Genomic DNA, 24529 nt, shown 5'->3' with positions numbered 1-24529 from the left:
GACGATTTCTTAATTCTTCCGGTTATAAATAAAGCACTGCAAGGAGAGATTAAAAAGTGAAGCCAAGAGGCTGAATGTGGGGTAGGAGCGAGGAGAGTGAACAAGTTGAAATTAGAAAAATTTCGAAAAATAATAGGTCTTTGTCTCCTTGTTTCTTTAGTTTTTATTGGATGTTTTAAACCGCTTCGAACGTTTATTTCATCACCGAAACAACTTGTTGTTTTTGAAGGGCAACAATCAGAAATATCATCATTACCAGTTTTCAAAGCTTCATCCACAAATCGTCATGTATTTACAGTGAGTTCGAATGAACAAAAACAAGGACTTATGGTAAATTCTCATCAAAATGGTGAAGCTGATATGGTATTTCAGCTTGCTGGTTTTCCAGTGAAAAAAGTAAATGTGAAAGTGTTAAAAGATTTTAAAGTGATTCCAGGTGGACAATCAATTGGTGTGAAATTAAATACAAAAGGTGTACTTGTTGTAGGCCATCATTTAATTCAAACTGAAAAAGGTAAAATATCTCCTGGTGAAACAGCAGGTGTACAAATTGGAGATATGATTACTGAAATTAATGGTAAAACAATTGAAAGAATGAGTGATGTAGCACCGTTTATTCATAATAGTGGAGAAACAGGTGAACCGCTTAATCTTGTATTGTTAAGAGATGGAAAATATATTCGTACGAAGCTAACTCCACAAAAAGACAACGGTGAATCGTCTTATCGAATTGGCTTGTATATCCGTGATTCGGCAGCTGGAATTGGAACGATGACATTTGTTCATCCAGATTCTATGAAATATGGGGCACTTGGTCATGTTATTTCTGATAATGATACGAAAAAGCCGATTCAAGTCGAAGATGGACAAATTATGCGCTCGACAGTTACATCAATTGAAAGAGGTAGTCATGGGAATCCAGGGGAGAAATTAGCAAGATTCTCACCAGACCGTGAAGTGATTGGCAATATTACAATTAATAGTCCATATGGTATTTTTGGAAAATTAAATACGAATATGAAAAACGGTATAATGGATAAAGCAATGCCTATCGCATTATCTCATCAAGTAAAAGAAGGACCGGCAAAAATATTAACAGTTATTGATCAAGATAAAGTAGAAGCGTTTGATATTGAAGTTGTTAGTACAGTGCAGCAAAAATTCCCAGCTACAAAGGGTATGGTAATAAAAGTAACAGATAAACGTCTATTAGAGAAAACGGGCGGTATCGTACAAGGAATGAGCGGAAGTCCAATTGTACAAAATGGAAAAGTAATTGGTGCTGTTACACATGTATTTGTAAATGATCCAACATCAGGATATGGTGTTCATATTGAATGGATGTTACATCAAGCTGGAATTAATATTTATGATCAAGAGAAAAAAGCGAGCTAATATATATTATTAGCTCGCTTTTTCTGTTGAAAAATTCGTTGAAATTTTGTAAAAGCTCCGCAAGAGGTGTTTTTTGTTGTAAAATAAAAGGAAAGGGTTGAACGTTTCGTTGTATTTCTATGATGGAATGTGTTGCGAAAGGGAATAAATGAACGATAAACATATTTTTTTGTGATTTTATCGGAAAGTAAGAAACTTTAAAAGGGAATTTTCACACAATTGTCGAACAATTCATGTAGCCTAGAAGGATACACATGTCGGAGAATCGATTCGGTAAGGGAGGAAAAGCTGTGGAGAAAATTAAAGTATGTCTTGTGGATGATAATAAAGAACTAGTATCAATGTTAGAGAGCTATGTAGCCGCTCAAGATGATATGGAAGTAATCGGTACTGCTTATAATGGTCAAGAGTGTTTAAACTTATTAACAGATAAGCAACCTGATGTACTCGTTTTAGACATTATTATGCCACACTTAGATGGTTTAGCTGTATTGGAGAAAATGCGACATATTGAAAGGTTAAAACAGCCTAGCGTAATTATGTTGACAGCATTTGGCCAAGAAGATGTGACGAAAAAAGCAGTTGACTTAGGTGCCTCATATTTCATATTAAAACCATTTGATATGGAGAATTTAACGAGTCATATTCGTCAAGTGAGTGGTAAAGCAAACACTATGATTAAGCGTCCACTACCATCATTCCGATCAGCCACAACAGTAGATGGAAAACCGAAAAACTTAGATGCGAGTATTACGAGTATCATTCATGAAATTGGTGTACCCGCTCATATTAAAGGATATATGTATTTACGAGAAGCAATCTCCATGGTATACAATGATATCGAATTATTAGGATCGATTACGAAAGTATTGTATCCAGATATCGCAAAGAAATATAATACAACAGCAAGCCGTGTGGAGCGCGCAATTCGTCACGCAATTGAAGTAGCTTGGAGCCGTGGGAATATTGATTCTATTTCGTCCTTATTCGGTTATACAGTATCCATGTCAAAAGCAAAACCTACGAATTCTGAGTTTATCGCAATGGTTGCGGATAAGCTGAGACTTGAACATAAAGCTAGTTGAGAGTAAAAGTAGTAAGGGATTTAAGCTTTAGTAAAGCTTAATAATTCTTGAAATTGATACTCGATATCAAATTTAAAACCAATGAACTTTTTATTTAAAGACCAATGAATGTTATAATTCGTTGGTCTTTTTATTTTGTTGAGAAAAAGAGATTATTTGATAGTATGGAAAATAAAACCTATTTTTAGTAATATTACATGTAAGTGAGTTTTTATAAGGCAATAAAATAGATATAGATAGGGAGAAGGGGAATGGAAAATAAAATTTCAACTTGGCTAGGAATAGTAGCAGCTATGGGAGTTCTTGCTATTGCAGTTACATTTGGAATGTTAGAACTTGCAGATAATCCCGTAGATAAAGAAGTGAGTGCTCAAATAGATAAAAAAGAAGACCAAACAATAGTAGGTAGAGAGGTAGATGGGGTCTTTGTTGATGTGTATGTTACTGAAAATTCTACTGAAAGCGAAGTCATTACAGCGATGCATCGCATGACTCATCAAAAAGTGGTGGCAGAACGAAAATCGGGCTCTATCCCAATGATTCAAAGTAATACTAAAAAATTAAAAGAAATTATAAATAAGAGTAGCTTTGCGAAGAAAAATGAACTTTTAGCAATTGCTGATAGATGGGCGAAAAAAGATTTTAGTAAAATTGTAGAAGATCACAATTATTTCTCAGATGCTCAAGAAGATAGCGTTTGTAAAGCAACTAGAGCAATGGATGCGTTAGAAGAGCAACATTATATTTTAACTACATTCGGGGAGGAAAAAGCGAAAGAACTATACGAATCAGGGGATGCTCCGCACGTTCAATAAAAAACAATATAAAGGGCTTCTAGTTTTTTATGATCGTGTTTTTAGGACGCAATGGGGACTTATAAATAAATGGTCTGCTTTCTTTATGACGTGTAACAAAAAAGAAAAGATGTGATTCATTATTAAATGATGAAGGAACGGCTAAATCACATCGTAGTATATCTGTTAAAGGATTTTAGTAGGAAAGGCATCCGTGATATAATAGAAAATAATAAAAAGTCCTGCAAAAAACAGGACTGTATTATTCTTCGTCTTTATTTTGTTTTTCTAATTCAACTAGTTTTTGAATTAAAATGTGCTGCGGCATATGCATGAGTTGTTCAAGTGGAACACCTAGTGCTTTTGATAAGCGGACTGCAGTATCTGGAGAGATTTGTAATGGTCTCATAGAAGTACCTCCTTTTTCGTATAGTATAGCATAAGATTGGGGGAGTGAGGATGACTCTTATATTTGCACATCGTGGTGCGGCTGGAACGTACCCAGAAAATACAATGATTTCATTTGAAGCAGCTGAGTCTTTTAGAGCGGATGGAATTGAACTTGATGTTCAATTAACGAAAGATGGAAAAGTTGTCGTCATTCACGATGAAACGGTGGACCGGACAACAAATGGAAAAGGTGCGGTTCGGAATTATGTATATGAGGACTTATGCAAGTTAGATGCAAGTTATAAATTTGGTGATAAAGTAGGTTTTTGTAAAATACCAATTTTAGAAGAGGTATTAGAATGGCTTGAACAAACGAGTTTGCTACTTAATATTGAACTTAAAAATAATAAAATTCCATACAGAGGTTTAGAGGAAGAAGTTATAACGCTTGTACGGAAATTTAGTCTAGAGGATCGTGTTATATTTTCTTCGTTTAATCACTACAGTATGAAACGGTGCCATATGATGGCTCCTGATATTCAAACAGCAATTTTATATCGCGAAGGTTTGCATAGTCCGTGGGCATACGCGAAAAAAATGGGGGCTACAGCAGTACATCCGAATTATCGTTATCTTCAAGATGCTATTGCCGAACTAACGATGGAAAGTGGTGTAGAAGTTCGCCCTTATACAATTAATGAAGAAACGCTTATGCGTAAATATTTTGATATGAATATATCGGCGATTATTACTGATTACCCTGAAACGGCAAGAACGTTATTGCCAATAAAAAAATGAGACCGCGTGTAACGGTCTCATTTTTTTATTTATAAATAGTGGGGTATTCCTATCTTCTAAAGCGAGCTTGTACTTTATTTCGTTTGCGATCTCGGTGCAAGACGAAGCCACCAAAGATATAAAACCCGAGCGCGAAGCAGAGAGCGCCGATTAAAAATTGTAACCACAGTATAGAAATTGGTGGAAATAGAATCCCGAATACAGTATCTCTCATTAACTTTATACCAAACACAGCTAATGAAATAGGGATGAGTGCTAATAGTAGAGCAACGTAACGCTGCATACATAACGCTCCTTTTCAGATTATTTCGTATATTTTAATGATGTTATACGGAAAGGGGGTTTGTCAAGAGGGTGCTGAACGAGTAAGATAAGGGTGTGAAAAAATTTGCAGAGTTACTTCGAGAGGAAGTGTAATATATGAAACAAAAAGTATTAATTGTTGGTGCAGGTGAAGGCGGGAGCGCGCTGCTGAATCTGTTACAAAGTTCGAATATATTTCAAATTATAGGGATTATTGATATAAATCCGTTGGCAAAAGGAATACAAATTGCTAAGGAATACGGGATTGCAATTGGAGAAAGTGTAACTCCATTTCTTTCTATGCATATCGATGTAATATTTGATATGACAGGTGAAGATGATGTACATAAAGTTTTATTAGAAAAAAAGAAAAAAGACACTCTTCTTATACCAGGTGATATCGCAAAAATTGTTACAGGATTAGCGCATGAGAAGGAAGGGCTAATTGGGCGGTTAGAGGAACAGACGCAACAAGGAGAATTAATTTTAAATTCTACACATGACGGCATGATTGTAATTGATCGAGAGGGACAAGTTCGTCTTTTTAATAAAAGTGCAGAGCGTATTATCGGATATAAAAAAGAAGAGGCGATAGGAAAGTATATTTTAGAAGTCATTCCAACTAGTAAATTACTTCGCATTATACGTACGAAACAAATAGAAGTAAATTATGAACTGACATTAGAGAATGGAAAGAAAATTATTACAACGCGTATTCCAATATTAAAAGAAGGAGGAGAGGTACAAGGGGCATTTGCAATTTTTAAAGATATAACAGAAGTTGTAGATCTTGCGGAAGAAGTTACAGACTTAAAAGAAATTCAAACACTATTAGAGGCAATTATTAACTCATCTGAAGAAGCGATTTCGGTTGTGGATGAAAAAGGAAGAGGTTTAGTCATTAACCCAGCATATACGAAATTAACGGGTTTAACAGAAGAAGATATTATTGGGAAGCCTGCTACAACTGATATTGTAGAAGGCGAAAGTATGCATATGAAAGTACTTCGAACGCGTCGTGCGGTGCGCGGAATACATATGAAGATTGGGCAAAAAAAGCGAGATGTAATTGTAAACGTAGCACCAGTTATTGTGGATGGAATATTGAAAGGAAGCGTCGGTGTTATCCGTGACGTGTCGGAAATTCAAAAATTAACAAATGAATTGAATAGAGCAAGGCAAATTATTCGCACATTAGAAGCGAAATATTCATTTGATGATATTGTCGGAAATTCAGATGAAACAACGGCAGCTATCGAACAGGCGAAGCTAGGAGCGAATACACCAGCAACAGTACTGTTACGCGGGGAATCTGGGACTGGTAAAGAATTGTTTGCACATGCAATCCATAATGGAAGTAATCGAAAATACAATAAGTTCGTCCGTGTAAACTGTGCGGCCATTTCGGAGACGTTGTTAGAAAGTGAATTATTTGGTTATGAGGAAGGGGCGTTTTCTGGAGCGAAAAGAGGCGGGAAACGTGGGTTCTTTGAGGAAGCGAATAACGGTAGTATTTTTTTAGATGAAATAGGGGAGTTGTCTGCAAATACACAAGCGAAACTCCTTCGTGTATTGCAGGAAAAAGAAATTGTAAAAGTTGGTGGAACGAAAGCGATACCTATTAATGTTCGAGTAATTGCAGCGACACATGTGAATTTAGAAAAGGCTATTCTAGAAGGGAAGTTTAGGGAAGATTTATATTATCGATTAAATAAAATCCCAATTCAAATTCCATCTCTTCGTCAACGTAAAGGAGATATACCGACAATTGCGGACAGATTGATTCAAAAAATTAATCAAGATTACGGTCGTAATGTAGAAGGGCTCACTGATTCAGCCGTTTTATATTTACAATCATACGAATGGCCAGGGAATGTGAGGGAACTTGAAAATATTCTGGGGAGAGCTATTATCTTTATGAATTATAACGAGACCTATATTGATGTACACCATTTACCGCCATTACATAACGAAGAGCAGGTGGAGTCAAAGCAATCTCATTTATTACCTGAATTAGAAGAAAAGCCACTTGAACATTTAGTGACAGAGTTTGAAGGGAATATTATTTATGAATATTTGGAGAGATTTGAGGGGAATAAAACACAAACTGCAAAAGCGTTAGGAATTTCCGTTCGAAATTTATATTACAAGCTAGAAAAGTATGACCATGCAAAAAATAGCATGCAATAAATTGCGTACCGTGCAATTTATTGCATGGTATACAAAAAGCGACAAAATAAGACAGAATCTTTCGTTATTTTCCAAAGTATTGATTTTACTGCATTTTGAATGCGTTTTCATTATTGGTAAGACCACTTTTAAAAGTTGGCACGGTATTTGCTTTATAAATAGACGAGGGACGACGGAAAGGGTTGATTACAAAATATGAAGTTAGAATACTTAATTGATCAAGCAGCAGGAAAGCCTAAAAAAACTGTGGCTGTAGCAGTAGCTGAAGATCATGAAGTAATTGAAGCTGTAGCGAAAGCAATTAAATTACAGCTAGCTCAATTTCGTCTATATGGAAATCAAGAAAAAATAATGGGGATGCTACAAGAACATGGTTTACAAACTTCAGAACATGTTGAAGTGATTGCAGCAATGTCTAGTGCTGAAGCTGCAGAACTTTCTGTTAAAGCTGTGAGAAATGGTGAAGCAGATGTGCTTATGAAGGGGAACATCCCAACAGCGAATATTTTGAAGGCTGTGTTAAACAAAGAGTGGGGCCTACGTAAAGGTAGCGTACTTTCACATGTAGCAGCATTTGAAGTTCAAAATTACGACCGTCTTATTTTCGTTACAGATGCAGCGATGAACATCGCACCTGACGTAACACAAAAAGCTGCTATTATACAAAATACTGTAGAAGTTGCCCAGGCAATAGGAATCGACTTGCCCAAAGTGGCACCAATCGCAGCAGTAGAAGTTGTGAATCCAGCGATGCAGGCGACAATTGATGCAGCGATGTTAACACAAATGAATCGCCGCGGACAAATTAAAGATTGTATCGTTGATGGACCACTTGCTTTAGATAATGCAGTATCACAAATTGCAGCAGAGCATAAAGGCATAGTAAGTGATGTAGCAGGTAAGGCAGATATTTTACTCGTCCCAACGATTGAAGCTGGAAATGTGCTATATAAATCACTCGTATACTTTGCGGATGCAAAAGTAGGAGCAATGATTGCTGGCGCAAAAGCACCGATTGTTTTAACATCTCGTGCTGATTCAGCAGAAACAAAAGTATATTCATTAGCATTGGCAGTTGCGACTGCTTCAAAATAAACCAAAAAGGGTAAAACATTAGGGGGAAACGACAATGACATTAGAAATCTTCGAATACTTAGAAAAATATGATTATGAGCAAGTAGTATTTTGTCAAGATAAAGAATCTGGTTTAAAAGCAATTATTGCAATTCATGATACAACACTTGGACCGGCTCTTGGTGGAACAAGAATGTGGACATATGATTCTGAAGAAGCGGCGATTGAAGATGCATTGCGTCTTGCAAAAGGGATGACATACAAAAACGCAGCAGCTGGTTTAAACTTAGGTGGTGCGAAAACAGTAATTATCGGTGATCCTCGTAAAGATAAGAGCGAAGCAATGTTCCGTGCACTAGGACGTTATATCCAAGGACTAAACGGACGTTACATTACAGCTGAAGATGTTGGTACAACAGTAGATGATATGGATATTATTCATGAAGAAACTGACTTTGTAACAGGTATCTCACCATCATTCGGTTCTTCTGGTAACCCATCTCCAGTAACTGCATACGGTGTTTACCGTGGTATGAAAGCAGCTGCAAAAGAAGCTTTCGGTACTGACAATTTAGAAGGAAAAGTAATTGCTGTTCAAGGCGTTGGTAACGTAGCATATCACCTATGCAAACATTTACACGCTGAAGGAGCAAAATTAATCGTTACAGATATTAATAAAGAAGCTGTACAACGTGCTGTAGAAGAATTCGGTGCATCAGCAGTTGAACCAAATGAAATTTACGGTGTTGAATGCGATATTTACGCACCATGTGCATTAGGCGCAACAGTTAATGATGAAACTATTCCACAACTTAAAGCAAAAGTAATCGCAGGTTCTGCAAATAACCAATTAAAAGAAAATCGTCACGGTGACATCATTCATGAAATGGGTATTGTATACGCACCAGATTATGTAATTAATGCAGGTGGCGTAATTAACGTAGCAGACGAATTATATGGATACAATAGAGAACGTGCACTAAAACGTGTTGAGTCTATTTATGACACAATTGCAAAAGTAATCGAAATTTCAAAACGCGATGGCATAGCAACTTATGTAGCGGCAGATCGTCTAGCTGAAGAGCGCATTGCAAGCTTGAAAAATTCTCGTAGCACTTACTTACGCAACGGTCACGATATTATTAGCCGTCGCTAATCATTCATATATAACTTTTACAAAAGGCGTGGTTACCTCTTATGAGGTTTCCACTTCCTTTTGAATTTATTAGTGGAGGTAGCAACATTGTCTGTAAATCGAATTCTTGTTATTAACCCAGGTAGTACATCCACAAAAATTGGTGTTTTTGATAATGAAAGACCCGTTTTAGAAGAAACGATTCGTCATGACGTAGAACAGATTGGGAAATACAAGCGAATTATCGACCAATATGAGTTTCGAAAAGAAACGATTTTAGAAGTTCTACATTCTCATGGTATTAACATTTCAAAATTAAACGCTGTTTGTGGACGTGGTGGATTACTTCGTCCAATCGAAGGCGGTACGTATACAGTAAACGATGCGATGTTAGAAGATTTAAAAAATGGGTTTAGCGGTCATCACGCTTCAAACCTTGGAGGCATTTTAGCATATGAAATTGCTTCTGGATTAAACATTCCTGCATTTATTGTGGATCCTGTCGTTGTAGATGAGATGGAGCCAGTTGCTCGTATAAGTGGTATTGCTGGTATGGAACGTAAAAGTATCTTCCATGCATTAAATCAAAAAGCAGTTGCTCGTAAAGTAGCCGAACAGTTAAACCACAAATATGAGGATTTAAATTTATTAGTTACACATATGGGCGGTGGTATTACAGTTGGTGCTCATAAAAAAGGAAGAGTAATCGATGTGAATAACGGTTTAAACGGAGAAGGACCATTTAGTCCAGAGCGTGCTGGTACAGTACCAGTAGGGCAACTAGTAGAAATGTGTTTCTCTGGTGAGTATTACCGAGATGAAATGATTAAAAAGCTTGTCGGACAAGGTGGACTTGTAAGTTTAATCGGTACAAATGATGCGATTAAAGTAGAGAAAATGGTTGAAAAAGGTGATCCTGAAGCAACTCTTATTTATAAAGCAATGGCATATCAAGTTGCAAAAGAGATTGGCGGAGCTAGCGCTGTACTTCACGGGAAAATCGATGCAATCGTATTAACTGGTGGACTGGCATACAGTAAAATTCTTGTCGATGAAATAAAAGAGCGAGTGGACTGGATTGCAGATGTTATCGTACATCCAGGCGAAGATGAGTTAGAAGCGTTAGCAGAAGGAGCACTTCGTGTATTACGTGAAGAAGAAGCTCCAAAAGAATATGTTGTACGTGAAAAAGAAACGGTAGCTAGGGGTTGAGATAATGGCAAAAGAATATGATTTAGTCATCGTTGGCGGCGGTACTGGTGGATATGTTGCTGCAATTCGTGCATCACAACTAGGGTTAAAAACTGCACTAGTCGAAAAAGAAAATCTTGGTGGTACTTGTTTACACAAAGGATGTATCCCTAGTAAAGCTCTTTTACGTAGTGCGGAAGTATATGCAACTGCTAAAAAAAGCGAAGAGTTCGGAGTTATTGCAAGCAATGTAGAACTAAACTTTGCGAAAGTACAAGAGCGTAAAGAGAAGATTGTAACGCAGCTTCATAAAGGCGTTCAACACTTAATGAAACAAGGTAAAATTGATGTGTTTGAAGGTATTGGCCGTATTCTTGGCCCATCTATTTTCTCTCCGATGCCAGGGACAATTTCAGTTGAACTTGCAAGTGGAGAAGAGAATGAAATGTTAATTCCAAAAAATGTACTTATTGCAACAGGTTCTCGTCCAAATTCATTACCAGGTTTAGAATTAGACGGAGAGTACGTAATGTCTTCAGATCATGCCCTAAAAATGGAAACGCTTCCTAGTTCGATTATTATCGTTGGTGGCGGTGTAATCGGTATTGAGTGGGCATCTATGCTTGCTGACTTCGGTGTAGAAGTTACAGTATTAGAGTATGCAAAAACAATATTACCACTAGAAGATCAAGACGTTTCAAAAGAAATGCAACGTCTATTCAAGAAAAAAGGTATTAAAGTGGTAACTGGTGCAAAAGTATTACCAGAAACATTGGTAAAAGATAATGGAGTAACAATCCAAGCTGAACACAATGGTGAAAATAAAGAATTTAAAGCAGAAAAAATGCTTGTATCTGTAGGAAGACAAGCGAATACGCAAAATATTGGCTTAGAGAACACAGATATCGTTGTGGAAAAAGGATACATTCAAACAAATGAGTTTTATCAAACGAAAGAATCGCATATTTACGCAATTGGAGATGTAATCGGTGGCCTGCAACTTGCTCACGTTGCTTCTCATGAAGGAATTGCTGCAGTAGAACATATTGCAGGGAAAGAAGTTACACCAATTGATTACTCTATGGTATCAAAATGCGTATATAGCAGTCCAGAAGTTGCTTCTGTCGGTTTAACAGAACAAGAAGCGAAAGAAAAAGGCTATAAGTTAAAAGTAGGTAAGTTCTCATTCCGCGCAATCGGAAAAGCACTTGTATACGGAGAATCAGATGGTTTCGTAAAACTTGTAGTTGATGAAGAGACAAATGACATTCTTGGTGTTCATATGATTGGACCACATGTAACAGATATGATTTCTGAAGCGGGTCTTGCAAGAGTACTTGATGCAACACCTTGGGAAGTAGCACATACAATTCATCCGCATCCATCATTATCTGAGGCGATTGGTGAAGCAGCACTTGCTGTAGATGGAAGAGCGTTACACGCATAAAAATGTGGATTTAGGAGGTTATGAAAAATGGCAGAAGTAAAAGAAAAGCGCCATGAAGAGCTTGGCTTAAGTGATGAGCAAGTATTAGAAATGTTCCGTACGATGTTACTTGCACGTAAAATTGACGAACGTATGTGGTTATTAAACCGCGCTGGTAAAATTCCATTCGTAATTTCTTGTCAAGGACAAGAGGCTGCACAAGTTGGAGCGGCGTTCGCTCTTGATAGAGAGAAAGATTATGCATTACCATACTACCGTGATATGGGTGTTGTACTAGCATTTGGTATGACAGCTAAAGAGCTTATGTTGTCTGCTTTTGCGAAAGCTGGAGATCCAAACTCTGGTGGTCGTCAAATGCCTGGTCACTTCGGTCAAAAGAAAAATCGTATTGTTACAGGTTCATCTCCAGTAACAACACAAGTACCACATGCAGTTGGTATTGCACTAGCTGGAAAAATGGAGAAGAAAGATTTAGTAACGTTCGTTACATTTGGAGAAGGCTCTTCAAACCAAGGTGACTTCCATGAAGGGGCAAACTTTGCTGGTGTACACAAACTACCTGTTATTTTTATGTGTGAAAATAACAAATATGCAATCTCTATTCCAGTTGAAAAACAATTAGCATGTAAAAACGTATCAGATCGTGCGATTGGTTACGGTATGCCTGGATATACAATAGACGGAAACGATCCACTTGCAGTATATAAAGCTGTAAAAGAAGCAGCAGATCGCGGTCGTCGTGGTGAAGGACCAACTTTAATTGAAACAGTATCATATCGTTTAACAGCACATTCTAGTGACGATGATGATCGTGTTTATCGTGATAAAGAAGAAGTAGAAGAAGCAAAGAAAAAAGATTCAATTATAACATTCGCAGCTTATTTAAAAGAAGCTGGTGTGTTAACTGAGGAATCCGAAAAACAAATGTTAGACGAAATTATGCATATCGTAAATGAAGCAACAGAATATGCAGAAAATGCTCCGTATGCAGCACCTGAAGATGCATTGAAGCACGTATACGCAGAATAGGGGGGAACGTTTCATGGCTGTAATGTCTTATATTGATGCTATTACATTAGCAATGCGCGAAGAAATGGAACGCGATGAGAAAGTATTCGTTTTAGGAGAAGATGTTGGTAAAAAAGGTGGCGTGTTTAAAGCGACACACGGTTTGTATGATCAATTTGGTGAAGATCGTGCGCTTGATGCACCGCTTGCAGAATCTGCAATTGCTGGGGTAGCAATTGGTGCAGCAATGTATGGTATGCGTCCAATCGCTGAAATGCAGTTTGCTGATTTCATCATGCCAGCAGTAAACCAAATTGTTTCTGAGGCAGCAAAAATTCGTTATCGTTCTAATAATGATTGGACTTGTCCAGTTACAATCCGTGCACCATTTGGCGGGGGGGTTCACGGTGCATTGTATCATTCACAATCTGTAGAAGCGATGTTTGCAAACCAACCAGGTTTAAAAATCGTTATCCCTTCTACACCATATGATGCAAAAGGCTTATTAAAAGCAGCCATTCGTGATGAAGATCCAGTATTATTCTTCGAACATAAACGTGCATATCGTTTAATTAAAGGTGAAGTACCAGAGGATGACTACGTATTACCAATCGGAAAAGCAGATGTAAAACGTGAAGGTGATGATATTACAGTTATCACGTACGGATTATGTGTTCATTTTGCTCTTCAAGCGGCTGAAAAGTTAGCACAAGATGGCATCTCTGCACACATTCTTGATTTACGTACTGTATATCCATTAGATAAAGAAGCAATCATTGAAGCAGCTTCTAAAACAGGTAAAGTTCTTCTTGTAACAGAAGACAATAAAGAAGGAAGCATTATGAGTGAAGTGGCAGCAATTATCGCTGAAAACTGTCTATTTGATTTAGATGCGCCAATCGCACGTCTTGCAGGTCCAGACGTTCCAGCAATGCCATATGCACCAACAATGGAAAAATTCTTTATGGTAAATCCAGATAAAGTTGAAAAAGCAATGCGTGAACTTGCGGAATTTTAATCGGGGGGACTATACATGGCTGTAGAAAATATTACAATGCCTCAGCTCGGGGAGAGCGTTACAGAGGGCACAATTAGTAAATGGCTCGTTAATGTTGGCGATCACGTAAATAAGTATGATCCGCTTGCAGAAGTAATGACTGATAAAGTAAATGCTGAAGTACCATCTTCTTTCACGGGGGTTGTGAAAGAGTTAATCGCTGGTGAAGGTGATACGTTAGCTGTAGGTGAAGTAGTTTGTGTTATTCAAGTAGAAGGCGCAGATGAAGTAGCAGCAACAGCTGTTGAGGAAAAAACAAAAGAAGAATCAAAGGCAGAAGTAGCTACGTCTGAAAAAGCACCGAAAGTAAAACAACCAACTGATGGAAAACCACGTTTTTCACCAGCTGTGTTAAAGCTTGCGGGTGAGCATAACGTTGATTTAGATCTAGTAGAAGGTACGGGAGCAAACGGCCGTATCACTCGTAAAGATATTTTAAAGCTAGTGGAATCTGGAAATATCCCACAAGCAGGTGCGGCGAAGAAAGAGGAAGCTGTAGCGGCAGTAGTAGAAGCTCGCCCAGAAGCACCAAAAGCAGCACCAGTAGCGCAAAAAGTAGAAGCTGCGAAACCAGTTTCTGTACCTACAATGCCTGGAGATATCGAAATTCCAGTAACAGGTGTGCGTAAAGCAATCGCAGCAAACATGTTACGTAGTAAACACGAAGCACCACATGCTTGGATGATGATTGAAGTAGATGTGACAAACCTTGTGTCATACCGTAACTCAATTAAAGGTGACTTTAAGAAGCGTGAAGGCTTTAACTTAACGTTCTTTGCTTTCTTCGTAAAAGCAGTAGCACAAGCGTTAAAAGAGTATCCTCAAATTAATTCAATGTGGGCTGGCGATAAAATTGTTCAGAAGAAAGATATTAACCTTTCTATCGCTGTTGCAACAGAGGAAGAACTATTTGTACCAGTAATTAAGCAAGCGGACGAGAAAACAATTAAAGGCATCGCTCGTGAAATTACAGAACTTGCAGGAAAAGTACGTACGAAATCGTTAAAAGCAGACGAAATGCAAGGTGGAACATTTACAATTAATAACACAGGATCATTCGGTTCTGTTCAATCTATGGGTATTATTAATTACCCGCAAGCAGCTATTTTACAAGTTGAATCAATTGTAAAACGCCCAGTAATTATGGATAACGGTATGTTCGGTGCTCGTGATATGGTTAACTTATGTTTATCACTTGATCACCGAGTACTTGATGGTTTAATTTGTGGTAAGTTCTTAGGACGTGTTAAAGAAATTTTAGAAAACATGTCAGAAAATAATACATCTGTATATTAATAAAAAGCTCGCTTATGCGAGCTTTTTATTATCTTATTTCTTCATCTACATCCTACTATATGTATAAATATCTTTCCCAGTAATCTTACAATAAACGATTATGTATTAGGAATTTACGAAAATACATTGCTGATATATGGTATATGGATATAAAATAAGAAAAGAATAATTTTTTTGGCAAATCTTACTGATGAAACTGTAGTATAATATATTGTATTGTATGAAAAAGAGAGTTATTCTATATAAGTGTTTTATAGATAATGTGTAATCAGTCGTCAAAACATGAAGAATGTTGACTCCTGGTTTTTTATTTTTGCCGTAACAATGTTTCAGGAGGATGTCATGAAAAGAAGTACCGAGTTTCTAAAAAGTTTAGATGTAAAATTAATTTTAATTTTGTGTGCACTATGTGTGACGAGTATAGCTGCTATATATAGCAGTCAGCAAACGGGACAGTATGGAGCTGCAAACTTTGCTATGAAACAAGGTGTTAACTACATAATTGGGGTTGTATTGTTACTTCTTGTTGCAAGCATCGACTTAGATCAATTGCAAAAATTATCTTGGCCACTTTATATTGCCGGGTTTGGTTCACTTATTCTTTTGAAAATACTACCGGTTTCCACCTTCACACCTGAAAAATTAGGTGCAAAAAGATGGTTCGTTTTTCCAGTACTTGGACAAATTCAGCCGTCTGAGTTTTTCAAAATTGCATTGCTTCTTGTAGTAGCAAGCATAGCTGTGAAACATAATGCGCAGTATATGGCGAGGACATTCCAAACGGATTTAAAATTAGTAGGTAAAATTATGCTAGTTTCTCTTCCGCCTATGGCTGTTGTATATAGCCAACCGGATACAGGTATGGTGTTCTTATATGCTGCTGCTATTGCATGTATTCTATTTATGTCAGGTATTCAAAAGAAATTGATAGCATTATGTACAGTTATTCCGTTGACCATATTATCTGCTTTAATATTTATTTTCTTTAAGTATCCAGATTTTTTCTATAATAAGTTAGTTACTTTACTAAAACCTCACCAACAGTCGCGTATTGTAGGTTGGTTAAATCCATTTGAAAATGCAGATCAAGGTTATCAAACACAGCAATCGATTTTAGCTGTAGGTAGTGGAGGAATGGAAGGTAAAGGATACGGTGGAGGAAGCGTCTATATCCCAGAGAAGCATACTGACTTTATTTTCGCTACAATTGCCGAAGAAGGTGGATTTATCGTAGCAGCCTTAGTTGTCTTCTTGTTCCTATTACTACTATATCGAACAATTATTATTGGTTATTCCGCTGATAATTTATTTGGTACATTATTATGCGCTGGATCAATCGGTATATTAACAGTTCAAATATTCCAAAACATCGGTATGATCGTTGGATTAATGCCTGTAAAAGGTATTGCATTACCTTTCTTATCGTATGGGGGAAGTTCCTTATTCTCAAATATGATTATGATGGGGCTCATATTATCGGTACGGAAAACGTATAAAAAATATATGTTTTCAGTTAAGTAAAAAAAGCTGGTTCGTTTTTAAACGAACCAGCTTTTTTACATATATGCTCATAAACGTTGCAAACTAAAACAGGATAGCAGTTTGAGACGGGTAAGGAGTGCAAAGTGATGCATATGCATATTTTTGAAGGAGCACGACATCTTTCTAATAGTGAATGGGTTATTCGGGCTATTATAGCATACATATTTTTAATATTAGTTGCGAAAGCGATGGGGCAAAGGTCTATCGCACAACTTCGTTTTTTAGATGTTGTATTAGTGTTATTGCTTGGTGGGAATATTTCTAACGCATTGTCTGATGAAAAAGTAGGGTTACTGGGATCGATGATTACAACGTTCATACTTGTTGTACTTCATATTATAAGCTCAGTTTTAATGCTGAAATGGGATAGATGGAGACGTTTTTTAGAGCCTGCACCTATTATTCTTATACACAATGGTTCCATTAATTTTAGCAATTTGAAAAAGGCGAGAATTACCTTGGAATATTTGTTTTCGGAACTTCGTATGCGAAATGTGAGCGATATTCAAACGATTAAATTAGCATTATGGGAAGCAAACGGTGTCGTTTCTATATTTCGGTATCCAGAATATGAAGCAGTTTCGCGGCTTGATCTTAAAGTGGCGGGAAAAAAATCTCCAGTTTCTTTTGTATTAGTAAAGGATGGGAGGATACAGAAAGATGTTCTTGCATTATTAGGAAAAACAGAAGCGTGGGCGAGAGAATTTCTAGAGGAGAGTACAGAAGTGGAATCTATTATGTTAGCTACAGTAGATGAATCACATAAAATAAATATTTTGTTAAAAAAATGAAAAATATACGCATTTTGTCGTTTCGAACATATGATACAATAGTGTGGACAACGAAAAAGGAGGCGATACGGTGGGATATGTAGAAGAATTACGAAAAATAGTTGGTCATCGCCCTTTAATTTTAGTTGGTGCTGTTGTACTCGTTATAAATGAAAATGGATATGTTTTATTGCAGCAGCGGACAGAGCCGTACGGAAAATGGGGGCTACCTGGCGGGCTAATGGAGCTTAGTGAATCACCAGAAGAAACAGCTTATCGTGAAGTATATGAAGAGACAGGAATAAAAGTGAAGAACTTGCGACTAATCAATGTATTTTCTGGAGCGAACTACTTTACAAAATTAGAAAACGGTGATGAATTTCAATCTGTAACAACCGCCTATTATACGGATGAATACGAAGGGGATTTTGTTATGAATAAAGAAGAAGCAGTTCAGCTTAAATTCTTTTCAGTAACAGAACTACCTGACTATATTGTAGGATCGCATAAAAAAATGATTGCTGAATATATGAAGATTATGGAAAAAAAGATATAATAATAGTGAAAGAAATACAAAAACACAGCTCTGGTTGGTAGTCCAGACGCATGATTTCATGTCAGTAACCTTCCCCTCCGGGATGTCCCGTATTTCTAATCTTTTAAAGGAGGGGCTGTCAATGGATTTGACAGTATATCACGATGGCCAATTTTTTGTTGGAATCATTACATGTAAAGAAAAAGGGAAATTGTATGGGGCGAGGTATATTTTTGGGGCGGAACCGTCAGATGAAGAAGTGCTTATGTTTGTGAATGGTTCACTTTTAGAGCATTTTCAACACTTTGCAAAATGTGGTGTAGAAGTTAAAGAAAAACAGCGTCCTAAAAACATAAAGCGTATCATACGACAAGCAGCAAAAGAAACAACTATTAAACGTTTTACTAAGGCGCAAGAGGCGATTAGTTTATCTTATGAATTGCATAAACAAGAAAAGAAACTGCAGTCTAAAGAGAAGCGAGAAGCTGAAAAAGAAAGAAGACGTTTAATGAAAGTACAAAAAGCAAAGCAAAAACATCGTGGTCATTAAAGAAAAGGTGTTAGAGCAAGAGCTCTAACACCTTTTCTATACTTAAATACAAGTAAACTTACTTGTATTTCATAAACATTAACTGGTAAGATACAAATAGGTAGTTTTAGAGGAGGGAAAAGAGTGATTAATTTTAACTTTTTTATGAATGATGTTGTCCGCCAAGCGCGTGAAGAGATTGTCTCTGCTGGATATACAGAATTGACGACGCCGGAAGCGGTAGAAGAAGCGTTTAAAAGAAATGGAACAACACTTGTAATGGTAAACTCTGTATGTGGTTGTGCAGGTGGTATTGCTCGTCCTGCTGCTGCGCATTCCGTACATTATGATAAACGTCCTAACCACCTTGTAACGGTGTTTGCAGGTCAAGATAAAGAAGCGACAGCAAGAGCGCGTGAATATTTCGAAGGGTACCCACCTTCTTCTCCATCATTTGCTTTATTAAAAGATGGAAAAATTGTAACGATGGTAGAGCGTCATGAAATTGAAGGTCATGAACCGATGCAAGTTATTGCGAAACTACAATCATATTTCGAAGAGAATTGTGAAGAACTATAAAAAATAAGAGAAAAGGCGGCACGTCCACAATCAAGTGGATGTGCCGCCTTTTTTATTTATTATTAAAATTTCTGAGATATGCATAGTTGTATTATTTTATGCATCATTTTATACATAACAAACAGCATTTATATTGTTTCATTATTTATTTTTATTTTATATATTGCATAAAAATAAAAGTGCTGATACAATACAAACATCGAATAAATATTCTATTAAACTTTTAAATATACATTATTAGGGGGAAGAAAGATGAAGAAGTTAGTATCAATATCGTTTGCACTTATTTTAATTGTAAGTATATTCAGCGCTTGTAGTAATGGGGAATCGAAAGAAACAAAAGGAAATAAAAAAGTACTCGTAATGGGAACTTCAGCAGATTATAAACCTTATGAATATGTAGATGCGTCAAAGAGCGATGAAATTATTGGCTTTGATGTTGATGTTGCTAAATATATCGGAAAAGAACTTGGGTATGAAGTGAAAGTGAAAGATATGGATTTTGGTGGTTTATTAGCATCTCTTAGTTCAGGAAAAGTTGATTTCGTAATGGCAGGTATGACGCCAACTGCAGAGCGTAAAAATAATGTTGATTTTACAGATATTTATTTTGTTGCGAAAAATATGGTCGTTTCTAAAAAGGATTCTAACATTAAATCTGTAGAGGATTTAAAAGGGAAAAAAGTAGGGGTACAAACAGGGTCTATTCAAGAAGAGAAAGCTGCAGAATTTAAAAAACAAGTAGATTTCCAAGTTGAGGGACGTGACCGTATACCAGAAATCGTACAAGAAATTAAAGCTGGTCGTTTTGACGCTGCAATTATAGAAGATACAGTTGCTAAAAATTATTTAGAGAAAATGAAAGATTTACAAGGAATTGAAATTAAAGAAGCACCAGAAGAAGTTGGAGCAGCAATTGCCCTTCCGAAAAACAGTGATAAAACAGCTGAATTTAATAAAGTAATTAAAAAAATGCAAGAAAATGGAGAAATGGATAAATTAGTGAAGAAATGGTTTGGCAGCGGAAAATAAGCTGCCTTTCACTTTTCTGTGAGGGGAATGAAAAGAATGAACTTAGATTTTTCGGCGATTACGCCTTCGATACCATATATACTAAAAGGTTTAGAAGTTACTTTGAAAATTGTAGCAGTATCAGCTTTAGCAGGATTTATTTTAGGAACGCTATTAGCACTTTGTAAAATTGCTAGAATACGAGCATTAAATATAGCAGCAGATTTTTATACATCAATTTTTCGTGGTACACCCCTTGTATTGCAATTAATGATTATTTATTTCGGCGTCCCACAAATAATTGGTTATGAAATACCAGCATTCTTAGCTGCTGTACTTGCATTTAGCTTGAATTCAGGTGCATACATGTCAGAAGTAATTCGTGCTGGTATTCAAGCGGTTGATAAAGGACAAACAGAAGCAGCAATGGCTTTAGGGATACCGTACGGAAAAATGATGAGAAATATTATTTTCCCTCAAGCATTAAAAAATATATTACCAGCGCTTGTGAACGAATTTGCGACACTTACGAAAGAATCGGCTGTAGTAACAGTAATAGGCGCGACTGATTTAATGCGTCGTGCTTACATTGTAGGCGGTGAGACATTTAAATATCTTGAACCATTACTTTTTGTTGGACTGATTTATTATATGTTAGTCATTATTCTTACATTAGTCGGGAAGGCAATTGAAGGGAGAATGAAGAAAAGTGATTAAAATTGAAAACCTTCATAAATCATTTGGTAAAAACGAAGTATTAAAAGGAATTACAACAACAATTGAAAAAGGGGAAGTAGTCGCAATTATAGGGCCTTCTGGATCAGGAAAATCAACATTTTTACGTTGTATGAATATGTTAGAAGCACCAACAGATGGTCACATTTGGATTGGGACGGAAGAAGTAACGAATCCGAAAACGAATGTTATGCATGTTCGTGAAAATGTCGGTATGGTATTTCAGCATTTTCACTTATTTCCTCATATGACTGTATTAGAAAATATTACGTATGCTCCTATCAATGTAAAAGGGGTAACGAAGCAAGAAGCTGAAAAGAAAGCTGAGAAACTTTTAGAAAAGGTTGGATTAGTAGATAAAAAAGATACGTATCCAAATCGTCTTTCGGGAGGACAAAAGCAACGTGTAGCAATTGCAAGAGCGTTAGCGATGGAACCGGAAGTTATGTTATTTGATGAACCGACATCGGCGCTAGATCCAGAGATGGTGAAAGAAGTGTTAGAAGTTATGAAATCGTTAGTTACGACAGGAATGACGATGGCTATCGTTACACATGAAATGGGCTTTGCAAAAGAAGTGGCAGATCGTGTTCTTTTCTTGGACGGAGGAAAGCTTGTAGAAGATAGTGCGCCAGAAGAATTTTTTGCAGCGCCGAAAAGTGAACGTGCGCAACAATTTTTACAAAAAATATTGTAATATGAAAAGGTTATGTGAATAATAAGTAGAAAAGGATGACATTGTGTCATCCTTTTTTTATACTAGCTGTAAATACGTTTATACATATAGGAGTAATGATATGTTTAAAATTGGATATCGTACAGTAAAAACAGCAATAGGGACAGGTGCGGCAGTTTTTATTGCTCAGTTATTAGGGTTAGAATTTTATAGTTCAGCAGGCATTTTAGTTATTTTATGTGTACAAAATACGAAGCGCAAATCACTTCAAGTGTCGTTACATCGTTTTCTAGCGTGTGTATTATCAATGGCATTCGCGTTTTGTATTTTTGAAACGATTGGCTATACACCACTTGCAATTAGCATATTGTTACTTACATTTATTCCGACTGCAGTAATGCTTAAAATTCAAGAAGGTATTGTCACGAGTTCAGTTATTGTTATGCATCTATATTCATTGAAGCAAATTACATGGCTTATAGTTGGAAATGAAATTGCTATATTAACGATAGGGATTAGCGTGGCGTTATTAGTAAATATGTATATGCCGAGTAGTGAAAATAAGCTAAAAGAGTATCAGGATAAAATAGAGAATAATTTTAAAACGATTTTGTTTGAAATGGTTGTGTATTTACGAAATCGAGAAAGTAGTTGGAGTGGAGCAGAACTCATTGAAACCGAGAATATGTTAAATGAAGCAAGAGATTTATCGTTTAAAAAACTTGAAAATGCATTTATGCGAGAAGATGATTATTACTATCGTTATTTTAATATGCGTATGCAACAATTCGAAATTTTAGAGCGAATGATACCACTAGCAGCTTCTTTATCGTGGACATATGAACAAGCTGACATGATTGCAGATGTTGTTGAAAACATTGGTAATGCTATTAGCCCTGAGAGTACTGGCGTTATTTCCTTAAGGCAGCTTCAAGAAATGAGGGAATTATTTAGAGACATGCCATTGCCAGCTACACGCGAAGAATTTGAGATACGTGCGAAACTTGTTCAACTTGTGTATGAAATGGAACAATATTTACTCATTAAAAGTCGCTTTAAGGGAAAGGATAATATAAAAGAACTTATATAGAAGGTAGGAATTATCTATGCCGTATCTTCTCTCTATCATATTATGTCTTTCTTTATCGCCGATTTGGCCTCTTGGGGATAATCCACGTGCCGGAGATCCTTTTATTATTGTAAATAAAGCAACGAATAAATTAGCTTACATTGACGATGGAAAGATTCAAAAGGTTTTTCCAGTAGCGACAGGGAAAACGAATGAATTAACTCCAGAAGGAAATTTTGATGTTGTAATGAAAGCAAAGGATCCGTATTACATTGCGAAGGATATTCCAGGTGGATCGCCAAAAAATCCACTTGGGTCAAGGTGGATTGGATTTAATGCAAGAGGAACTGATGGAAGTAAATATGGAATACATGGAACAAACCAACCGAGTTCAATTGGAAAGTATATTTCACAAGGGTGTATAAGAATGAAGAAAAACGATGTGGAATATTTGTTTGATCGCATTCCAATTGGAACGAAAGTATGGATTGTGAAATCGAAAAAATCATTTCAGCAATTGGCAAAAGAAAAAGGAGCCGTTGCATATGAAAAAGCCAACGAAAAGGTTGGCTTTTTCTATTATAATAAGTTGTCTTGACATGTGTACATAACCGTGCGTTAATGAGAGTATAGAAAGATAAAATTAGATAAAGGGGTTGCTCATATGTACTTGAATCCAAAACTTTCGTATATGCAGTTTTTTATGGGATTTCTATTTGTTATTACATTCATATTGGCAACTTTTAATATATGTTCTTATCTTGTAGCGATTGTATGTATGGCATTACTTAATCTCACTTTTGTTATTGGGGCATTTCAGCAGAAACAATATACAAGTTTTGTAATAGCACTTGTAATGTCATTTTCCTTTAGTATTGTAGCGATTGTGTTTTATATAAAATAAACCATCTCGATGTCGAGATGGTTTATTTTGTTATGTGTAAAAAGTAAAAAAAGGACGAACACATCGCCCTTTTTACCAAAACATACTCGCGCCAGCAAGTAATGTTGTTACAAGCATAGAAATTAGCATCACATAAACCATAACTTTTTGAGCTTTTTTATGCATCGTTATACCTCCTTGCAAATCAGTACAATTTCATTGTAACGAGAAATGAAATTATGGACAAGGGGAGAGTGAGGACAAAATTCGGGAGGGGATTGCAAAATATAACAGGAAATTTGAGAGTGTGTAGAGAATATAGTAAAAGGGTATATTGTTAATTTTTAGTTGGGCAAGCTGAAGAATGGAGATACGATGATGAAAATATACGAAACAGATCGTTTATACTTAAGGGAAATTGATGAGTCGTATGCTGAAACAGTTCTTCAATATTACGACAGAAATCGTGAATTTTTAAAAGCTTGGGAAGAGTATAGACCGGATGATTTTTTTACGCTAGATTATCAAAAGAAAAAGTTGCAAAAGGATAGAAAAGAGTTCGAAGAAGGGAAAATCATCAGACTATGGATTTTTAAAAAGGGTGATGATACGAAAATAATTGGGTGTATTTCATTTAATTTAATCGTTCGTGGCATTTATCAATCTTGTGTACTCAGTTATAAATTAGATAAAGCAGAGTTAAACAAAGGGTATACGACAGAAGCGCTTAGAAAAGCAATTCAAGTTGCTTTTGGGGAATTTCAGTTACATCGTATAGAAGCTCCGATTATGCCTCGTAATTTAGCATCTATACAAGTAGTAACAAAGATAGGTTTTCAATATGAAGGCGTGTCTAGGAAGATGTTAATGGTAAATGGCGTGTGGGAAGATCATATGCGCTGGGTATTGTTAAATGAGTAATAGAAAGCAGATGGTTATCTAGACATGTAAACCATCTGTTTTTTGTCTTGTATTTCGAAACTTTTGCGAAATTCTGTTATAATTAATAGTGTTACATACATAATGGTAGTGCAGGA

Annotated in this window: 27 protein-coding genes; 24 read left to right on the top strand and 3 right to left on the bottom strand. The window is 36.4% G+C overall.

Annotated elements, in window-relative coordinates; translation table 11 throughout:
* The first annotated feature begins 96 nt into the window (after positions 1-96).
* From spoIVB to BHV55_RS20920, 3 genes are all read left to right on the top strand, one after another.
* Positions 97-1395, top strand: coding sequence for a SpoIVB peptidase (spoIVB, locus tag BHV55_RS20930; RefSeq protein WP_002098091.1), 1299 nt, complete (start codon positions 97-99; stop codon positions 1393-1395).
* A 290-nt stretch (positions 1396-1685) separates the two neighbouring features.
* Complete coding sequence (spo0A, locus tag BHV55_RS20925) at positions 1686-2480, top strand: sporulation transcription factor Spo0A (protein ID WP_021727703.1); 795 nt, start codon at positions 1686-1688, stop codon at positions 2478-2480.
* Between the two features lie 251 nt (positions 2481-2731).
* Positions 2732-3295, top strand: coding sequence for a PRK06770 family protein (locus tag BHV55_RS20920; RefSeq protein ID WP_000428232.1), 564 nt, complete (start codon positions 2732-2734; stop codon positions 3293-3295).
* Positions 3296-3536: 241 nt separating this feature from the next.
* Here BHV55_RS20920 and BHV55_RS20915 read toward each other — a convergent pair whose 3' ends face one another.
* On the bottom strand, positions 3537-3683 hold the full coding sequence (locus BHV55_RS20915) for a YycC family protein (protein ID WP_001247671.1): 147 nt from the start codon (positions 3681-3683) through the stop codon (positions 3537-3539).
* A gap of 50 nt (positions 3684-3733) precedes the next feature.
* On the opposite strand from BHV55_RS20915, the gene BHV55_RS20910 reads away from it, so the two are divergent.
* A complete protein-coding gene (locus BHV55_RS20910) occupies positions 3734-4462 on the top strand; it encodes a glycerophosphodiester phosphodiesterase (RefSeq protein WP_000172572.1) in 729 nt (242 codons plus the stop codon).
* Positions 4463-4511: 49 nt separating this feature from the next.
* On the opposite strand, the gene BHV55_RS20905 is transcribed toward BHV55_RS20910, so the two are convergent.
* Positions 4512-4745, bottom strand: coding sequence for a DUF2627 domain-containing protein (locus BHV55_RS20905; RefSeq protein ID WP_001190210.1), 234 nt, complete (start codon positions 4743-4745; stop codon positions 4512-4514).
* 137 nt (positions 4746-4882) lie between these two features.
* Here BHV55_RS20905 and BHV55_RS20900 point away from each other — a divergent pair, with 137 nt between their 5' ends.
* The 19 genes from BHV55_RS20900 (at position 4883) to BHV55_RS20810 (ending at position 23513) form a co-directional block, all read left to right on the top strand.
* Positions 4883-6955: a sigma-54 interaction domain-containing protein gene (locus tag BHV55_RS20900; RefSeq protein WP_070756946.1), complete on the top strand. Its 2073-nt coding sequence runs from the start codon at positions 4883-4885 to the stop codon at positions 6953-6955.
* Between the two features lie 195 nt (positions 6956-7150).
* On the top strand, positions 7151-8050 hold the full coding sequence (gene yqiS, locus BHV55_RS20895; protein ID WP_000764670.1) for a phosphate butyryltransferase: 900 nt from the start codon (positions 7151-7153) through the stop codon (positions 8048-8050).
* Between the two features lie 34 nt (positions 8051-8084).
* Complete coding sequence (locus tag BHV55_RS20890; protein ID WP_000171357.1) at positions 8085-9185, top strand: leucine dehydrogenase; 1101 nt, start codon at positions 8085-8087, stop codon at positions 9183-9185.
* Between the two features lie 87 nt (positions 9186-9272).
* Positions 9273-10376 carry a butyrate kinase gene (buk, locus tag BHV55_RS20885; RefSeq protein WP_000115780.1) on the top strand — a complete coding sequence of 368 codons (1104 nt, stop codon included), beginning with the start codon at positions 9273-9275 and terminating at the stop codon, positions 10374-10376.
* A gap of 4 nt (positions 10377-10380) precedes the next feature.
* Positions 10381-11802 carry a dihydrolipoyl dehydrogenase gene (gene lpdA, locus BHV55_RS20880; RefSeq protein WP_001051289.1) on the top strand — a complete coding sequence of 474 codons (1422 nt, stop codon included), beginning with the start codon at positions 10381-10383 and terminating at the stop codon, positions 11800-11802.
* A 27-nt stretch (positions 11803-11829) separates the two neighbouring features.
* Positions 11830-12831: a 3-methyl-2-oxobutanoate dehydrogenase subunit alpha gene (bfmBAA, locus tag BHV55_RS20875; protein ID WP_000852551.1), complete on the top strand. Its 1002-nt coding sequence runs from the start codon at positions 11830-11832 to the stop codon at positions 12829-12831.
* A gap of 13 nt (positions 12832-12844) precedes the next feature.
* On the top strand, positions 12845-13828 hold the full coding sequence (bfmBAB, locus tag BHV55_RS20870) for a 3-methyl-2-oxobutanoate dehydrogenase subunit beta (protein ID WP_000290071.1): 984 nt from the start codon (positions 12845-12847) through the stop codon (positions 13826-13828).
* Positions 13829-13843: 15 nt separating this feature from the next.
* The gene (locus BHV55_RS20865) at positions 13844-15163 is read left to right on the top strand and encodes a dihydrolipoamide acetyltransferase family protein (RefSeq protein ID WP_000257681.1); all 1320 of its coding nucleotides are present in this window, start codon (positions 13844-13846) and stop codon (positions 15161-15163) included.
* 342 nt (positions 15164-15505) lie between these two features.
* Entirely contained in the window at positions 15506-16684 is a 1179-nt protein-coding gene (locus BHV55_RS20860) for an FtsW/RodA/SpoVE family cell cycle protein (RefSeq protein ID WP_000831182.1), read from the top strand.
* 107 nt (positions 16685-16791) lie between these two features.
* Positions 16792-17496 carry a DUF421 domain-containing protein gene (locus BHV55_RS20855; protein ID WP_000550964.1) on the top strand — a complete coding sequence of 235 codons (705 nt, stop codon included), beginning with the start codon at positions 16792-16794 and terminating at the stop codon, positions 17494-17496.
* Between the two features lie 70 nt (positions 17497-17566).
* The gene (locus BHV55_RS20850) at positions 17567-18031 is read left to right on the top strand and encodes an NUDIX hydrolase (protein ID WP_000542555.1); all 465 of its coding nucleotides are present in this window, start codon (positions 17567-17569) and stop codon (positions 18029-18031) included.
* A 121-nt stretch (positions 18032-18152) separates the two neighbouring features.
* Positions 18153-18560 (top strand): YjdF family protein, encoded by a 408-nt coding sequence (locus BHV55_RS20845; protein WP_000366585.1) that lies wholly within the window; start codon positions 18153-18155, stop codon positions 18558-18560.
* Between the two features lie 144 nt (positions 18561-18704).
* A complete protein-coding gene (locus BHV55_RS20840) occupies positions 18705-19118 on the top strand; it encodes a BrxA/BrxB family bacilliredoxin (protein ID WP_001979317.1) in 414 nt (137 codons plus the stop codon).
* 252 nt (positions 19119-19370) lie between these two features.
* Positions 19371-20150 carry a transporter substrate-binding domain-containing protein gene (locus BHV55_RS20835; protein ID WP_000737673.1) on the top strand — a complete coding sequence of 260 codons (780 nt, stop codon included), beginning with the start codon at positions 19371-19373 and terminating at the stop codon, positions 20148-20150.
* A gap of 36 nt (positions 20151-20186) precedes the next feature.
* A complete protein-coding gene (locus BHV55_RS20830; RefSeq protein WP_001046915.1) occupies positions 20187-20846 on the top strand; it encodes an amino acid ABC transporter permease in 660 nt (219 codons plus the stop codon).
* On the top strand, positions 20839-21561 hold the full coding sequence (locus BHV55_RS20825; RefSeq protein WP_000590202.1) for an amino acid ABC transporter ATP-binding protein: 723 nt from the start codon (positions 20839-20841) through the stop codon (positions 21559-21561). Before BHV55_RS20830 ends, BHV55_RS20825 begins: the two co-directional genes overlap by 8 nt.
* 100 nt (positions 21562-21661) lie before the next feature.
* Positions 21662-22630, top strand: a complete 969-nt coding sequence (locus BHV55_RS20820) for an aromatic acid exporter family protein (protein WP_000472665.1) — start codon at positions 21662-21664, stop codon at positions 22628-22630.
* Between the two features lie 16 nt (positions 22631-22646).
* Complete coding sequence (locus BHV55_RS20815) at positions 22647-23207, top strand: L,D-transpeptidase (protein WP_001146563.1); 561 nt, start codon at positions 22647-22649, stop codon at positions 23205-23207.
* A gap of 66 nt (positions 23208-23273) precedes the next feature.
* Entirely contained in the window at positions 23274-23513 is a 240-nt protein-coding gene (locus BHV55_RS20810; RefSeq protein ID WP_000281167.1) for a DUF3894 domain-containing protein, read from the top strand.
* Between the two features lie 72 nt (positions 23514-23585).
* Here the strand turns inward: BHV55_RS20810 and prli42 are convergent, their stop codons facing one another.
* Positions 23586-23678, bottom strand: a complete 93-nt coding sequence (gene prli42, locus BHV55_RS20805) for a stressosome-associated protein Prli42 (RefSeq protein ID WP_000549040.1) — start codon at positions 23676-23678, stop codon at positions 23586-23588.
* A gap of 189 nt (positions 23679-23867) precedes the next feature.
* Between prli42 and BHV55_RS20800 the strand changes: the two genes are divergently transcribed.
* Complete coding sequence (locus BHV55_RS20800) at positions 23868-24413, top strand: GNAT family N-acetyltransferase (RefSeq protein WP_001987197.1); 546 nt, start codon at positions 23868-23870, stop codon at positions 24411-24413.
* Positions 24414-24529 lie beyond the last annotated feature (116 nt).

The organism is Bacillus sp. RZ2MS9, assembly GCF_001816185.2.
Classification (GTDB): domain Bacteria; phylum Bacillota; class Bacilli; order Bacillales; family Bacillaceae_G; genus Bacillus_A; species Bacillus_A cereus.
This window is presented reverse-complemented; position numbering and strand designations above follow the sequence as displayed.

What these genes read in the sequence shown, in the direction of transcription:
- BHV55_RS20920 (WP_000428232.1), top strand. Translation starts at nt 2,732, where the DNA reads ATGGAAAATAAAATTTCAACTTGGCTAGGAATAGTAGCAGCTATGGGA.
- BHV55_RS20915 (WP_001247671.1), bottom strand. Translation starts at nt 3,683, where the DNA reads ATGAGACCATTACAAATCTCTCCAGATACTGCAGTCCGCTTATCAAAA.
- BHV55_RS20910 (WP_000172572.1), top strand. Translation starts at nt 3,734, where the DNA reads ATGACTCTTATATTTGCACATCGTGGTGCGGCTGGAACGTACCCAGAA.
- BHV55_RS20905 (WP_001190210.1), bottom strand. Translation starts at nt 4,745, where the DNA reads ATGCAGCGTTACGTTGCTCTACTATTAGCACTCATCCCTATTTCATTA.
- BHV55_RS20900 (WP_070756946.1), top strand. Translation starts at nt 4,883, where the DNA reads ATGAAACAAAAAGTATTAATTGTTGGTGCAGGTGAAGGCGGGAGCGCG.
- yqiS (WP_000764670.1), top strand. Translation starts at nt 7,151, where the DNA reads ATGAAGTTAGAATACTTAATTGATCAAGCAGCAGGAAAGCCTAAAAAA.
- BHV55_RS20890 (WP_000171357.1), top strand. Translation starts at nt 8,085, where the DNA reads ATGACATTAGAAATCTTCGAATACTTAGAAAAATATGATTATGAGCAA.
- lpdA (WP_001051289.1), top strand. Translation starts at nt 10,381, where the DNA reads ATGGCAAAAGAATATGATTTAGTCATCGTTGGCGGCGGTACTGGTGGA.
- bfmBAA (WP_000852551.1), top strand. Translation starts at nt 11,830, where the DNA reads ATGGCAGAAGTAAAAGAAAAGCGCCATGAAGAGCTTGGCTTAAGTGAT.
- bfmBAB (WP_000290071.1), top strand. Translation starts at nt 12,845, where the DNA reads ATGGCTGTAATGTCTTATATTGATGCTATTACATTAGCAATGCGCGAA.
- BHV55_RS20865 (WP_000257681.1), top strand. Translation starts at nt 13,844, where the DNA reads ATGGCTGTAGAAAATATTACAATGCCTCAGCTCGGGGAGAGCGTTACA.
- BHV55_RS20860 (WP_000831182.1), top strand. Translation starts at nt 15,506, where the DNA reads ATGAAAAGAAGTACCGAGTTTCTAAAAAGTTTAGATGTAAAATTAATT.
- BHV55_RS20855 (WP_000550964.1), top strand. Translation starts at nt 16,792, where the DNA reads ATGCATATGCATATTTTTGAAGGAGCACGACATCTTTCTAATAGTGAA.
- BHV55_RS20845 (WP_000366585.1), top strand. Translation starts at nt 18,153, where the DNA reads ATGGATTTGACAGTATATCACGATGGCCAATTTTTTGTTGGAATCATT.
- BHV55_RS20840 (WP_001979317.1), top strand. Translation starts at nt 18,705, where the DNA reads ATGAATGATGTTGTCCGCCAAGCGCGTGAAGAGATTGTCTCTGCTGGA.
- BHV55_RS20835 (WP_000737673.1), top strand. Translation starts at nt 19,371, where the DNA reads ATGAAGAAGTTAGTATCAATATCGTTTGCACTTATTTTAATTGTAAGT.
- BHV55_RS20830 (WP_001046915.1), top strand. Translation starts at nt 20,187, where the DNA reads ATGAACTTAGATTTTTCGGCGATTACGCCTTCGATACCATATATACTA.
- BHV55_RS20820 (WP_000472665.1), top strand. Translation starts at nt 21,662, where the DNA reads ATGTTTAAAATTGGATATCGTACAGTAAAAACAGCAATAGGGACAGGT.
- BHV55_RS20815 (WP_001146563.1), top strand. Translation starts at nt 22,647, where the DNA reads ATGCCGTATCTTCTCTCTATCATATTATGTCTTTCTTTATCGCCGATT.
- BHV55_RS20810 (WP_000281167.1), top strand. Translation starts at nt 23,274, where the DNA reads ATGTACTTGAATCCAAAACTTTCGTATATGCAGTTTTTTATGGGATTT.
- prli42 (WP_000549040.1), bottom strand. Translation starts at nt 23,678, where the DNA reads ATGCATAAAAAAGCTCAAAAAGTTATGGTTTATGTGATGCTAATTTCT.
- BHV55_RS20800 (WP_001987197.1), top strand. Translation starts at nt 23,868, where the DNA reads ATGATGAAAATATACGAAACAGATCGTTTATACTTAAGGGAAATTGAT.